Consider the following 13,496-nt stretch of genomic DNA (forward strand, 5'->3'; position numbering starts at 1 on the left):
AATTTGAACGCCCGGTTCTCCCGTTCGTCTTCAGTGCAGTCATGCGACTAAGTCGCAATTGCATTTGATTTCGTTTCCGCGCGAGGCGGAGGGACGGGGGGAAAGATGACGAGGTTTGTACCGGCAACGCGGAGGCACTGGGTGCGGGGCGGAGCCCTGGTCCTGGCGGCGTGTACGGCGATGGCGGATACGCCGGCGCTGGCGGACGGCCAGAACCGGATCCAGACGGTGGCCCAGGCCGGCGCGGAGCGTCGCTTCGACATTCCGGCGCAGAGCCTGTCCGACGCCCTTACCTTGTTCGGCCAGCAGGCCGGCATGCAGGTTTCCGCCCATGGCGATCTGGTACGCGGCAAGACCTCCAATGCGCTGGCGGGCTCCATGCCCCCGCGCGAAGCGCTGAGCGCCCTGCTGGCGGGCACGGGCCTGGCCTACGAGCTCGGCGACGGCGGGGCGGTGATCCTCGACCCGGCCGCCGGCAGTTCCTCGGCGGTGACCCTCGACCCGATCCTGGTGGCGGGCAGCGGCGGTGCGGGCTCGTCGGCCCGTCCCACCGGCGTCTCGATCGGCACGGAGACCCTGGAGCGGCTCGACCCGCAGGACCTGCAGGACGTCTTCCGGAGCACGCCGAGCGTTCAGGTCGGCAGCTCCCTGCCGGTCTCCCAGAAGGTCTATGTGAACGGCGTTGAGGAGACCAATCTGGCCGTGACGATCGACGGGTCGCGGCAGAAGAACAAGCTGTTCCACCACAACACCACGACGCTGATCGACCCCGACCTGCTGAAGGCGGTGCGGGTCAATCCGGGCGTCGCACCCGCCGATGCCGGACCGGGCGCGCTCGGCGGCTCCATCGCCTACGAGACCAAGGACGTCGCCGACCTGCTGCAGCCGGGCGACAATTTCGGCGGCACGGCCAGCACCGAATACAACACCAACGGCGGCACCCTCTCCAACGACCTGACCCTGTTCGGCCGCAACTCCGGCTTCGAGGCGCTCGGTTATTTCAAGCTGGCGCGCGGCGACGAATTCGAGGACGGCGACGGCACCCAGGTGACCGGGTCGGAGACCGACTTCGTCAGCGGCCTCGGCAAGCTCGCCTATCAGCACGGCAGCGGCTACCGGGCCGAACTCTCCTACGAGAACGTGGAGGATGACGGCGACCGGCCGTACCGCGCCAACTTCATCTCCACCGACAGCGGCCGTCCGACGGCGGCGACGCGGAACTACCGGATCAAGCGCGAGAACCTGGTCGCCTCGTTCGAGAACGCCACGCCGGAAGGGCTGTTCAACCCCTATGCACGGATCGCCTTCAGCACCACCCATCTGGATACGCTGGAGACCGGCAACGACAATTTCGGCACCTACGAGAGCCTGAACGGCACCCTGGCCAACACGTCCGAATTCGCGCTCGGCACGGTGGATGTCGGCGCCGACTTCTATTCCGACACCAGCGAGGGCAATTTTCCCGACTACGGGTCGGACTGGATGAACCTGACTGAGGAGTCGCGGAATGTCGGCGTCTTCGCCCAGGCCCGGCTGGAGCCGACCGACCGGTTACGCCTGTCCTTCGGCGGGCGCGGCGACCACCACCGCTTCGAGGGGCTCGACGGGTCGGAGTCCGAGAACAGCGGCCTGTCGGGCAACATCTCCGGCGAGTACGACCTGCTGCCCTTTCTGACGGCGAGCGCCGGCGCCTCCCACGTCTTCGGCGGCGTGGAGCTGGCCGAGCCGTTCATCGTCAATCCCGACTGGGCCTATCCGGGCGGCGGCCTTGAGCCGTCGACCGCCAACAACGTCTTCGCCGGCCTGGAATTCCGGGGCGACGGCATCGACCCCAGCCTGGCGGGCTTCACCGTCTACGGTAAGGTGTTCAACACCACCATCGACGACATCCGCGACGAGGAATACCGCGGCGGCCCGGACGTCTACAGCGACCTGGAATCCGTCGGCTTCGAGATCGGCGCCGGCTACGAGTGGATGGACGGGTTCGTGCGGGTCAGCTACGCCGACATCGACACCGAGATCAACGGCAACTCCGGCAGCTCCGAGTACCAGTATATCGGCACCACGATCGGCCAGGTCCTGTCGGCCGAGGCGGCCTACACCCTGCCGTCCACCGGCGTGACCATCGGCGCCGACGCCCAGGTGTTCTTCGAGGAGGACAGCACCGACATCTACTCCTCCTCCCCGGGCTCGCCCTATCCGGCCTACGAGGTGGCGAACGCCTTCGTCTCCTACACGCCGGAGAGCCACCAGTTCATCACGGTGCGGGCGACGGTGAAGAACATCTTCGACGAGACCTATGCCGACCGCGCCACCTACGGCCAGGAATACCCGGGCGTCGAGGTGCTCAACGAGCCGGGCCGGTCCTTCCTGCTCAGCGCCAAGGTGCGGTTCTAGGTGGTCGCAGCCCTCAAATCCTTGCGGTCGCTGGCGGCGGCCCTCTGTGTGCTGGCCGCGCCGGCGATGGCGGAGACCGTCGAGGTCACCGACATCGTCGGCCGGACGGTCAGCATCGAGCGGCCGGTCGAGCGGTTCGTGATCAGCGAGGGGCGGTACATTCCGCTCCTCGCGCTTTTGCGTCCCGAGGCGCCGGTCGCGGGCGTGGTCGGGATGATGACCACCCTGGGCTGGACCCAGCCGGGGCTGGAGGCGCAGCTCTATGCGCGTTTCCCCGAAGCCCGCGACATCCCGCTGTTCGGACACAGGAGCGCCGACAGCGTCTCGGTCGAACGCATCATCGACCTGAAACCCGAAGTGGCGATCTTCGGCATCGGCGATCACGGGCCGGGGGCGGAGAACGCCGAGCTGATCGCCCAGTTGGAAGCCGCCGGCATCGCCGTGCTGTTCATCGATTTCCGTATGGACCCGCTCAACAACACGATCCCCTCCGTCGCGCTGATCGGCCGGGTGCTGGGGGCCGAGGACCGGGCGGCGGCCTATTCCGATTTCTACCGCGAGCGGCGCCGGGCGGTGCTCGACCGCGTCGCGGCCGCCACGACACGCCCGACCGTCTTCATGCAGGTGCATCCCGGACGCCGCGAGTGCTGCTGGGGCATGGCCGACGGCATGCTCGGTCCCTTCGTCGCCCAGGCGGGCGGTATCAACATCGCCGACGCCGCCGCCCCGGGACCGACGACACAGCACACCGCCGAGTTCCTGATCGTCGAGGACCCGGATGTCTGGATCGGCACGGCCTCGGGCACGGCCGAGGAAGACGCGCGCGGCGACCCGCCGGTGGCCCTGGGACCGGGCATGTCGCCGGACGCCGCCCGCGACAGCCTGCGCCGCTACCTGGCGGCCCCGGAATTCGCCCCTCTGACCGCCGTGCGGACCGGCCGGGCGCATGTGTTCTGGCACAATTTCTACAACTCGCCCTTCAACGTCGTGGTGCTCGAGGCGCTGGCCGGCTGGCTGCATCCCGACCTGTTCGCCGATACCGATCCACAACAGACGCTGGAACGCATCTTCGACGACTTCCTTCCCTTCGAGCTGGACGGCACCTATTTCGCCACGGCGAGCCGGGACTGAGCGCATGGCCTCGACGCTGGACGCCTATGCCGGGCTGACCCGCCGGCGCTACATCGCGCTGGCCCTGCTGTCGGCCGGACTGCTGGTCAGCCTGCTGCTCGACCTCTCGGCCGGCCCGGCCGGGCTCGGCATCGCCGACATCCTGGGCGGCCTCGTCGACCCGGAGAGCCTGGACATCCGCCACCGGGTGATCCTGTGGCAGGTGCGGCTGCCGGACGCGCTGATCGCCGTCGTCGTCGGCGCCGCGCTGGGGCTCGCCGGGGTGGAGACCCAGACGATCCTGGACAACCCGCTGGCCAGCCCGTTCACCCTGGGGGTCTCCTCCGCCGCGGTGCTGGGCGCCAGCGTCGCCATCGTGCTGAGCCCTGCCATGCCGCTGATCCCGCAGACCGCGACCCTGCCGGCCCTCGCCCTGGTCTTCGCCCTGGGCGCCGGCGCGGTGATCCTGGCCGTCGTGCGCTTCGGCGGGGCGGCGCGCGAGACCGTGGTGCTGTTCGGCATCGCCCTGGTGTTCCTGTGCAACGCGCTGACCTCGGCCCTGCACTACGTCGCCGATGCCGACGCCCTGCAGCAGATCGTGTTCTGGACCATCGGCAACCTGACCCGGGCCGGCTGGTGGGAGGTGGCCATCGTCACCGCCTGCCTGCTCGTGATCGCGCCGTTCAGCCTGCGCCATGTGTGGTGGATGACCATGCTGCGGGGTGGAGAGGCCTATGCCCGCAGCGCCGGGCTCGACGTGGCGCGGCTGCGGGTCCGGGTGGTGCTGCGGACCTCCGTGCTGGCCGCTTTCGCGGTGTGCTTCGTCGGCTCGATCGGCTTCGTCGGTCTGGTCGGCCCGCATATCGCCCGGCTGCTGCTCGGCGAGGACCACCGGGCCCTGGTGCCCGGGGCGGCGATCTGTGGCGCGCTGATGCTGTCGGCCGCCTCCTTCCTGTCCAAGTCGGTGCTGCCGGGGGCGATCGTGCCGGTCGGCATCCTGACCGCGGTGATCGGCGTGCCGGTGTTCCTGACCCTGCTGGCGGTACAGCGGAGGATGCGATGACCCGGCTGAGCCTGGAGGGGGTGTCGATCGCCTATGGCCGCCACCGGGTGATCCACGACGTGACGATCCCGACGGTGGAGGACGGCCAGCTTCTCGGCCTGCTCGGTCCCAATGCCAGCGGCAAGTCGACCCTGCTGCGCGCGCTGTCGCGCGAGCATCCCGCGACCGGCCGCATCGCGCTCGACGGCCGGGCGATCCAGGACTACGGCCACGCCGACTGGTACCGCGCGGTTGCCGCCATGCCCCAGGCGCCGCCCTCGCTCAGCGCGCTGCGGCCGGTGGAGTTGGTGTGGAGCACGGCGCGCACCCTCGATCTCGGCCTGTCCGACCGGGCGCTCGGCGCGCGGATCGACGGGCTATTCGCCGCGCTCGGACTGGAGGCCCTGGCCATGGCGCCGCTGGCGACCCTGTCGGGCGGCAAGCGCCAGCTCGTCGGCTTCGCCCTGGCGATGGTCCGCGACCCCGACGCGCTGCTGCTGGACGAGCCGACCTCGGCGCTGGACCTTTACTGGCGGCTGTCGTTGATGGACATCGTGCGCGACCGGCTGGCGACCCGCGGCGGGGTCGGTGTGGTCGCCGTCCACGACCTCGACATCGCCGCCCGCTACTGCGACCGTCTGGCGTTGATCCACCGGGGCCGCCTGGTCGCGGCGGGAACCGCCGGCGAGGTCCTGACCCGAGAGAACCTGGCCGCCGTGTATTCGGTCGACAGCGAGATCACCACCGATGCCGCGGGGCGCCCGGACGTCCGCGTGCTCCGGGTCGCGCATCCGCCTGAGTGACGGGCGTCAGCGGATGCCGGCGCGCATGAAGCTCTGCACGAACTGTCGCTGGAACAGCATGAAGGCGATCAGCAGCGGGCCCGAGGTCATCAGCGTCGCGGCGTTGATGATCGACCAGTCGATGCCCTGATCGACCGAGGCGAAGACCGACAGGCCGACCGTCACCGGTCTGGTTTCCACCGAGTTGGTGACGATCAGCGGCCACAGGAAGTTGTTCCAGTGGTGGCTGACCGAGACCAGGCCGTAGGCGAGATAGGTCGGCTTCGCCAGCGGGATATAGACCCTCCACAGCACCGTCAGCGGGCCAGCGCCTTCGACCCGCGCCGCCTCGTCCAGTTCCTTCGGCACGGTCTTGAAGGTCTGGCGCAGCAGGAAGATGCCGAAACCCGACGCGATATAGGGCAGGCCGATCGCGGCGATGGTGTCGATCAGCCCGAGCATCCGCATGGTCGCGTAGTTCTCCACGATCAGGATGTCGGGCATCACCAGAAGCTGCAGCAGCACCAGCGCGAACAGCACCCCGCTGCCAGGGAAGGTGAAGCGGGCGAAGGCGTAGGCGGCCAGAGTGCAGAGCACGAACTGGCCGATCAGGATGAAGGTGACCAGCAGGAAGCTGTTCAGGAAGTAGCGGGCGAAGGGTGCGGCGTTCCAGGCGTTGACGAAGTTCTCCCCCGTCAGCGGCGCGAGCGGCGCGAACCGTGTGGCGAACTCGCCCGGATGCACCGCCGTCCACACGGCGAAGATCAGCGGCAGGAACCAGAGCAGAGCCAGCGCCCAGGCGCCGGTGGTGTTCAGCCAGCGGTCGAGGGCGGTCCGGCTCATCGGTAGTGCACCCGCTTGTCGAGAAGGAAGAACTGGCCAAGCGCCAGGGCCGACAGCAGCACCAGCAGCACCACCGTCAGCGTGGAGGCATAGGCCGTGTCCCAGTACTTGAAGGCGGTCTCGTAGATGTAGAACAGCAGCAGCGAGCTGGCGTTGTCCGGCCCGCCCTCGGTCATGACGAAGACGTGGTCGACCATGCGGAAGGAGTTGATCACCGCGTTGACCGAAACGAACAGCGTGGTCGGCATCAGCAGCGGGAAGGTGACCCGACGGAAGAACGTCCACCGGCTCGCCCCCTCGATGGCGGCGGCCTCGCGCAGCTGAGGCGGGATCGACTGCAGGGCGGCGAGGTAGAAGATCATGAAGAAGCCGGCCTCCTTCCAGATCGCCACCACCATGACCGACCCCAGAGCCAGGTCCGGGTTACCGAGCCAGTTGACCTCCGGCAGGCCGAAAGCGCCGCGGATCTGGTCGATCAGACCGAAGCCCGGCGTGTAGAAGAACATCCAGATATTGGCGACGGCGATCAGCGGCAGCACGGTCGGAGCGAAATAGGCCAGCCGCACGAAGCCCCGGCCGGACAGCCTGCCGTCGACCCACAACGCCATGAGCAGCGCCAGTCCCACGGAGACGGGGATGGTCACCGCCGCGTACCACAGGCTGTTCGACAGCACCTGCCAGAACGTGTCGTCGGCCAGCAGGGTCTCGTAGTTGCGCAGCCCGACGAATTTCGCCTCGCGCCGGCCCCGGGGGGTGGAGAAGAAGCTGTCCCAGATCGTGGTGACCGCCGGCAGATGGGTGAAGGCGAACAACAGCACCAGCGCCGGCGTCAGTAGCAGCCAGCCATGGATCCACTCGCGCCGCAGGGTGAGGGAGGAGCGGGTCATGGGTGTGTTTCTCCACAACCCTTGCCGTCATCCTGACGCAGGTCAGGATCCGCGCTCCGGCGACGGCGGGCGTCCGTGCGTTGATCCTGACCTGCGTCAGGATGACGGGGGGAGAGGAGAAGGGTCATCGCGTCGTGTCCTCAAAGCCGAAACGGCCCCCGGGACAAGTCCGGGGGCCGTCCGGCAGGTCGGCTTAGCGGTAGTCCGCCAGGATGCGGTCGGCCTCGGCCTGGGCCTCCTCGAGGGCGGCGGCCGGGGCCTTCTGGCCGGTGATCGCCGCCTCCAGCGCGTCGTTCAGGATCGTGGTGATGCGCTGGTTCTGGTAGGTCGACAGCTCGGCCACCGCATATTCGAGCTGGTCGCGGGCGACGAGCGCCGGCGGGAAGTCGGCGACATACTGCTTCATCGCCGGGGTCTCCCAGGCGTCCGGACGCGGCGCGACGTACCCGGTCGCGATCGTCCATTTGGCGGCCTGCTCCGGCGCGGTGATCCACTTGATGAACTCGAAGGACGCCGCCTTCTGCTCGTCGGTGGAGTCCTTGAAGATGTAGAAATTGCCGCCGCCGGTCGGCGCACCCCGGCGCTTGTTGGCCGGCAGCATGCCGACGCCGAAGTCGAACGGCGCGTTGTCGCGGACGTTGGTCAGGTTGCCGGTCGTGGTCCACATCATCGCGGTCTGACCTTCGAAGAAGGCCTTCGGCGTGCTGCCCCACTCGATGATGCCCGGCTGCATGACCTCATGCTTGGCCGACAGGTCGACCAGGTACTGCAGGGCTTCCACGACCTTCGGATCGTCGAAGTTGGTCTTGTTGCCGGCATCGTTGGCCAGGATCACGTCGTTCTGGGTGGTCAGGCCCTGGAACAGCCAGTACGGGAAGCCGGAGCTCGGAATCCGCATGCCCCACTGGGTGACGTTGCCGTTGGCGTCGCGCTTGGTCAGCTTCTTGCCGAACGCGATCTGCTCTTCCCAGGTCGCCGGCGGCGTCTCGGGGTCGAGGCCGGCTTCCTTGAACGCCTCCTTGTTCCAGTACAGCACCGGGGTGGAGCGCTGGAACGGGATGCCGTAGGTCTTGCCGCCGGTCATGGAGTTGTCCATGAACGCCGGATAGAACGAGGTCAGCCAGGCCTTGTCGGCGTCGCTCTTCGCCAGCCCGTCGAACGGGATGATCGCGTCCTCCTCGATCAGGGTGAACATGTCGACCGACAGGATCACCGAGAGCTGCGGCGGGGTGCCGCCGCGCACGGCGGTCAGGGTCTTGGTGATGGTGTCCTGGTAGCTGCCGGCATAGACCGCGTCGATCTTCACGTCAGGATTGGCCGCGGCGTACTCGTCGGTCAGGGCCTGGATGGTGTCGGCCGCCTTGCCGCCGACGGCCACGGGGAAGAAGAACTGCAGGTCGACCGCCAGCGCGGTGGTCGCCGTCGACGCCAGGAGCGCGGCCGCCCCCAGGGTCGTCGTCATCGTCTTCATCAGGGTCATGTCTGTCCACTCCTCACTACGGGTGTCTGGTCGTGTTCGGGGGCCTTCGCCGGTCCGGCGCGGCCCTCTTGGGGTCACGGCCCGGCGGACCGGGAAGTGACGGTTGGATTCGGGAAACCGGGAGCCGCCTCGATCCGGGCGCCGGTGGCGGCGTCGAACAGGTGCTGATGCTCCGCCGGCCAGACGAGGTTGACCCGCTCGCCGGCCGAGACCGGGTGACGGGTCGCCACGCGGGCGACGAGCGGCTGGCCGGCGATGCGGCAGTCGACCAGAAGATCGGCGCCGAGATACTCGACCTGCTCGACCGTGGCCGGCACGCCGCCGGCATCGGCGAGCGCGATGTCCTCCGGCCGCACGCCGAGCTGCACCCGGTCCGGGAGAGCGGCGTGTGGCGGCGCGATCGCCGTCCTGTCCCCGGCGATGCACCAGCCGCCGTCACCCGGCGCCAGATCCAGGATGTTCATCGGCGGCGTGCCGATGAAGCGGGCGACGAAGGTGCTGGCCGGCTTGTCGTACAGGGTTCGGGGATCCGCGTTCTGCTCGATCCGGCCGCCGTTCAGCACGATGATCCGGTCGGCCATGGCGATGGCTTCCACTTGGTCGTGGGTGACGTAGACCATGGTGATGCCGAGCTTGCGCTGCAGGGCCTTGAGCTCGACCCGCATCTCGTGGCGCAGCTTGGCGTCCAGGTTGGAGAGCGGCTCGTCCATCAGGCAGATCGGCTTCTCGGCGATGATCGCCCGGCCCAGCGCCACCCGCTGCTGCTGGCCGCCGGAGATCTGGCTCGGCCGCCGGTCCAGCAGACGCTCCAGGCCGAGCAATCCGGCAACCCGGGCCAGCCGTTCGGCCCGCTCCGCGGCGGGCACCCGGCGGACTTTCAGGCCGAACAGGATGTTCTCGGCCACGTTCAGATGCGGGAACAGGGCGTAGGACTGGAACACCATGGAGATCTGGCGGTCGTTCGGCGGCCGTCGGGTGACGTCGGCGCCGTCGATCAGCACCGCGCCGTCCGTGGCCTCCTCCAGCCCGGCGATCAGCCGCAGCGTCGTCGACTTGCCGCAGCCGGACGGGCCGAGCAGCACGGTGAACTCGCCGGCCGGGGCGGTGAAGCTGATGCCGTCGACAGCGACGGCGGCGCCCCAGGCCTTGCGCAGGTCGCGCGTTTCGATGGCGACGCTCACAACCCCGCTCCCTCGGCGCAGAGAACGAAGTCGTGGCCGGCGACGGCGATCAGCGAGCGGATGGCGGCCGGCGGTTCGCGGTCACAGAACACGACATCGGCATCGCTGATCCAGCCGCCGCGCACATGGGCGGCGCGGCCGAACTTGGTGGCATCCAGCACCAGGTAGGAGCGCCGCGCGTTGCGCCGGATGGTCTCGCGCACCTGGACCTCGTGGCGGTTGAAGTCCAGCAGCTCGCCGTTGGCATCGACGCCGCCGACGCCGTACAGGCCGATATCGACCTTGAAGCCCTCGAAGAACGCCTCGGCATCGGCGCCGAGAATATCGCGCGATCCGGGGCGGACCGCGCCGCCCGGCACGTGCACCTCGACCGCCGGCAGCGCGCAGGCGTTCACGGCGGCGACCAGGTTGTTGGTCACGATCGTCAGGCCGCGCCGGCTCGCCAGATGCCGCACGGTCAGCGCCGGCGTGGTACCGATGCTGATGGCGATGCTGGCCCCGTCCGGAATATGGGCCTCCACGACCCGGGCGATCTGCTCCTTGGCGGCGAAGTTGAGGGTCTGGCGCTCCTCGAAGCCGATATTCTCGGTCGGCAGCGGCAACTCGACGCCGCCGTGCCGGCGGCGCAGCACACCCACATCGCTCAACTCGTTGATGTCGCGGCGGATGGTCTGCGTGGTGACGCCGAAATACAGGGCGAGGTCGGCGACGGACTGGAACCCGTTCTGCCGGACCAGTTCGGAGATTTCCGCCTGGCGTTCGGATGTCACATGCGTCGTCACGCGGCGCCCCCGTCGATCGATCAGGGCTCTGACCTATCCGCGGGGTGTGACAGCCACGTCATCTTTGTGTGACGCTCAAATGAACATTCATTCGAACATGGCGCGCGACGACCCCGGTCAGCCGCTCCGACGCAGCCGGGAGACCGCGGCAGCGGCAAGGAGCGCCAAGGCGACCGGCACGAAGAGCCAGGCCTGGAGGGTGCCCAGCGTGGCCAGCGTGGCCCAGCTCGCCACGCACCACAGCGCCGCGACGATGCCGACGATCATGGCCGGCCACCGCCGCTCCGCCGCGAGAACGGCGCCGAGGGTGACGATCGCCGTCGGATCCGGCGTCAGGGCGAAGATCTCCGCACCCGCCATCCCCCGCCCCAGATAAAGGGCGGCGGCCAGGGGCGCCGCCAGGCCGTAGAGGCAGAGCGCTACCCCGATCCATCGGCGCGCCCCGCCCGGCGATGGCACCAGCGCCCTGGCGGCGAAGCCGAGCACCGCGATCAGGACCGCCTGGCCGAGGAACATCGGGATCAGGTCGCCGGCCATCCAGTTGACGGTCGCATAGCGCGGCAGGAAGGCCAGACCCGCGACCGCCCAGGCCACGCCGAGGATGCCGGCGATAGCACGGCCCGCCCACCAAGGGCGCCAGACCAGAAGCGCCGGCACGGCGAGCCCGGCCAGAACCGCCGGGATCTGCGCCGGCCAGAGTTCCGCGTTGTGCAGCTCGAAGAGCCGCCAGTAGACCCGCTCGGAGAACAGCAGGAAATCCTGCGGGCTGTAGGTCAGCCAGGTTTTCATCAGATGTCTTGGATGTGCCGGGCCAGTCGTTCGCGCAGCGCGTCATCCGGCAGCGGTCCGGTGGCCGCCAGCACGTTTTCGCGAGCGTGCTCGGGCTTCGTGGTGGCCGGGATCGGGATCGTCGCCGCCGGGTGCGACAGGATGAACTTCAGCACGAGCTGCGCCCAGGTCTCGGCACCGAGCTCGGACGCCCAGCCGGGCAGCGGCTCGCCCTCCAGCCGCCGGGTCAGCGCGTCGCGCCGGAACGGCCGGTTCACCAGCACCGCCATCCCGCGCTCGCGGGCCAGGGGCAACAGACGGTCCTCCGCCTCCCGGTCGACCGGGTTGTAGGTGAGCTGCACGAAATCGAGATCCTGGGAGCGCATGATCGCCTCGAAATCGCCGTGGCGCCGGCCGTGGGAGGTGGTGATCCCGACGTAGCGCACCTCCCCCGCCGCCTTCATGGCCGCCAGGGTGTCTAGATGCGCCTCCCACTCCACCAGATTGTGGACCTGGACCAGATCGAACCGGGGCACGCGCCAGTTCTCGCGCGACCGCTCGATCTGGGCGCGCCCCGCATCGGAATCGCCGGTCCAGACCTTGTCGGCGGAGAACGCCGCGTCCCGCCGCCCGAGCCGCGCCAGCCCGGCGCCGATCACCGCCTGGGACGAGCCGTACATCGGCGAGGAGTCGATGACCGAACCGCCCGCGTCGAGGAAGGCCGCCATCACCTCCGCGCAGTCGGCCCGCAGCACCGGGTCGTCGCCCACATTGAAGGTGATCCAGCTGCCGAGCCCGACGGCGGGCAGCGTGTCGCCGGTCGACGGGATCGTGCGCCGCAGGACGGGGCCGGCGGTCGGGGCGCCGGTCTGTGCGCCGGTCTGTGCGCCGGTCTGGGCAGCAGCCGGGCCAGCGCCGATCCCGAGGCCCGCGCGGAACAGGCCGGACAGGGTCAGGGCGGTAGCACCGGCGGCCAGAAATCGGCGGCGGCCGGTTCGGGTGTGGATCCGTTTCGCATCGGTCATGCCGCATTACTTGGCCCGCGATCCCGGCGGGACAAGCGGGGGCCGTAACCATCGGTAGAACCCCGATTGACTCTTCCGATCGACCCTAACTAATATTTTAGTGTTAAAAAAATAACAAATGGCCGCAGCGCCATGTTTGGAGGAACGTCATGAGAAACGCGACAAGACGAGTGCGCCTGCTTCCCGCCATGAAAATGCTGGCGATCGGGCTGGCGATCGGTACGGCCGTGGGTGGATTTTCCGCAACGGCCCAGGCCGAGACGGTGCTGCGCATCGGCACCGTGCTGGCCCCCGGCGACCCGATGGGTCAGGGGCTTGAGAAGTTCAAGAAGGACGTGGAGGCCGCCACCGGCGGGGAGGTCGTCATCGACGTCTTCCACAACTCCCAGCTTGGCGACACGACCGAGATGCTCGACCAGGCGCGGGCCGGTGCCAATGTGGGCACGGTGACCGACGTCGCCCGCCTGTCCAGCTTCGTGCCGTCCCTGGCGATCATGTCCGCCCCGTTCCTGTTCGACACCTACGATCAGGCCGACAAGTTCGCCCTGTCGAAAGACTATCTGGGCTGGGGCGACGAGTTGGCGGAGAAGGCCGGGCTCGTGATGCTGGCCTCCAACTGGTACCAGGGCGCCCGCCACGCGCTGACCCAGGTTCCGGTCTCCGGTCCGACGGACCTGAACGGGTTGAAGATGCGCACCATCGGCGCCCCGGTCTGGATCGAGACGATCCGCGCCATGGGAGCCGAGCCGACGCCGATGGCCTGGGGCGAGGTCTACTCCGCCCTGCAGCTCGGCACCCTCGACGCCGCGGAAGCCCAGCCGACCGCGATCTGGGGGGCGAAGCTCTACGAGGTCATCAAGCACGTCACCAAGACCGGCCATATCCAGCTCGTCACCGCGCTTGTGGTGGGAGCGGAGACCTGGAATCAGATCTCGCCGGAGCATCAGAAGATCGTCCGCGATCTGGCGGTGGAGAACGGCCGCTACGCCTCCGGCCTGACCATCGAGCTGGGCGAGAAGGCGATGAAGGACGTGGCCGCCGCCGGCATCACCGTCAGCGAGGTCGATCTGGCGCCGTTCAAGACGGCGGTGGAGCCGGTCTACGCCATGCTCAAGCTGGAGAAGGAAAAGGCGATCGTCGACGGCATCCTCGGCCGCTGACCCGGGCCCTCATGTCGGCACAGGCAGAGTCCCGGGAGC

Annotated in this window: 12 protein-coding genes; 5 read left to right on the top strand and 7 right to left on the bottom strand. The window is 68.8% G+C overall.

The genetic code is table 11. From position 1 onward, the window contains the following. Positions 1-141 precede the first annotated feature (141 nt). From G578_RS27315 to G578_RS0119990, 4 genes are read left to right on the top strand one after another with little or no spacing between them, the layout of a single operon-like run. Positions 142-2,397 (top strand): TonB-dependent receptor, encoded by a 2,256-nt coding sequence (locus tag G578_RS27315; RefSeq protein ID WP_169400888.1) that lies wholly within the window; start codon positions 142-144, stop codon positions 2,395-2,397. Further along, positions 2,398-3,528, top strand: coding sequence for an ABC transporter substrate-binding protein (locus tag G578_RS0119980; RefSeq protein ID WP_028795740.1), 1,131 nt, complete (start codon positions 2,398-2,400; stop codon positions 3,526-3,528). A 4-nt stretch (positions 3,529-3,532) separates the two neighbouring features. Next, positions 3,533-4,570 carry a FecCD family ABC transporter permease gene (locus tag G578_RS0119985; protein ID WP_028795741.1) on the top strand — a complete coding sequence of 346 codons (1,038 nt, stop codon included), beginning with the start codon at positions 3,533-3,535 and terminating at the stop codon, positions 4,568-4,570. After that, the gene (locus G578_RS0119990) at positions 4,567-5,352 is read left to right on the top strand and encodes an ABC transporter ATP-binding protein (protein ID WP_028795742.1); all 786 of its coding nucleotides are present in this window, start codon (positions 4,567-4,569) and stop codon (positions 5,350-5,352) included. Before G578_RS0119985 ends, G578_RS0119990 begins: the two co-directional genes overlap by 4 nt. Before the next feature lie 6 nt (positions 5,353-5,358). Here G578_RS0119990 and G578_RS0119995 read toward each other — a convergent pair whose 3' ends face one another. The 7 genes from G578_RS0119995 to G578_RS0120025 all read right to left on the bottom strand — a co-directional run bounded on the left by G578_RS0119995 (position 5,359) and on the right by G578_RS0120025 (position 12,297). After that, the gene (locus tag G578_RS0119995; protein ID WP_028795743.1) at positions 5,359-6,174 is read right to left on the bottom strand and encodes a carbohydrate ABC transporter permease; all 816 of its coding nucleotides are present in this window, start codon (positions 6,172-6,174) and stop codon (positions 5,359-5,361) included. Continuing rightward, complete coding sequence (locus tag G578_RS0120000; RefSeq protein WP_038015206.1) at positions 6,171-7,061, bottom strand: carbohydrate ABC transporter permease; 891 nt, start codon at positions 7,059-7,061, stop codon at positions 6,171-6,173. Before G578_RS0120000 ends, G578_RS0119995 begins: the two co-directional genes overlap by 4 nt. Positions 7,062-7,254: 193 nt before the next feature. After that, positions 7,255-8,541, bottom strand: coding sequence for an ABC transporter substrate-binding protein (locus G578_RS0120005; protein WP_245565654.1), 1,287 nt, complete (start codon positions 8,539-8,541; stop codon positions 7,255-7,257). Positions 8,542-8,615: 74 nt separating this feature from the next. Further along, complete coding sequence (locus G578_RS27320) at positions 8,616-9,722, bottom strand: ABC transporter ATP-binding protein (RefSeq protein ID WP_156907400.1); 1,107 nt, start codon at positions 9,720-9,722, stop codon at positions 8,616-8,618. After that, on the bottom strand, positions 9,719-10,492 hold the full coding sequence (locus G578_RS0120015) for a DeoR/GlpR family DNA-binding transcription regulator (RefSeq protein WP_211228965.1): 774 nt from the start codon (positions 10,490-10,492) through the stop codon (positions 9,719-9,721). The genes G578_RS27320 and G578_RS0120015 overlap by 4 nt, the downstream gene beginning before the upstream one ends. Positions 10,493-10,621: 129 nt before the next feature. Further along, positions 10,622-11,293 carry a DUF6064 family protein gene (locus G578_RS0120020; RefSeq protein ID WP_028795747.1) on the bottom strand — a complete coding sequence of 224 codons (672 nt, stop codon included), beginning with the start codon at positions 11,291-11,293 and terminating at the stop codon, positions 10,622-10,624. Further along, positions 11,293-12,297 carry an aldo/keto reductase gene (locus G578_RS0120025; RefSeq protein ID WP_084619050.1) on the bottom strand — a complete coding sequence of 335 codons (1,005 nt, stop codon included), beginning with the start codon at positions 12,295-12,297 and terminating at the stop codon, positions 11,293-11,295. Before G578_RS0120025 ends, G578_RS0120020 begins: the two co-directional genes overlap by 1 nt. Positions 12,298-12,446: 149 nt before the next feature. On the opposite strand from G578_RS0120025, the gene G578_RS0120030 reads away from it, so the two are divergent. After that, the gene (locus G578_RS0120030) at positions 12,447-13,457 is read left to right on the top strand and encodes a C4-dicarboxylate TRAP transporter substrate-binding protein (protein WP_245565655.1); all 1,011 of its coding nucleotides are present in this window, start codon (positions 12,447-12,449) and stop codon (positions 13,455-13,457) included. Positions 13,458-13,496 lie beyond the last annotated feature (39 nt).

This window comes from Thalassobaculum salexigens DSM 19539, from assembly GCF_000423805.1.
In the GTDB taxonomy this organism is placed as follows: domain Bacteria; phylum Pseudomonadota; class Alphaproteobacteria; order Thalassobaculales; family Thalassobaculaceae; genus Thalassobaculum; species Thalassobaculum litoreum.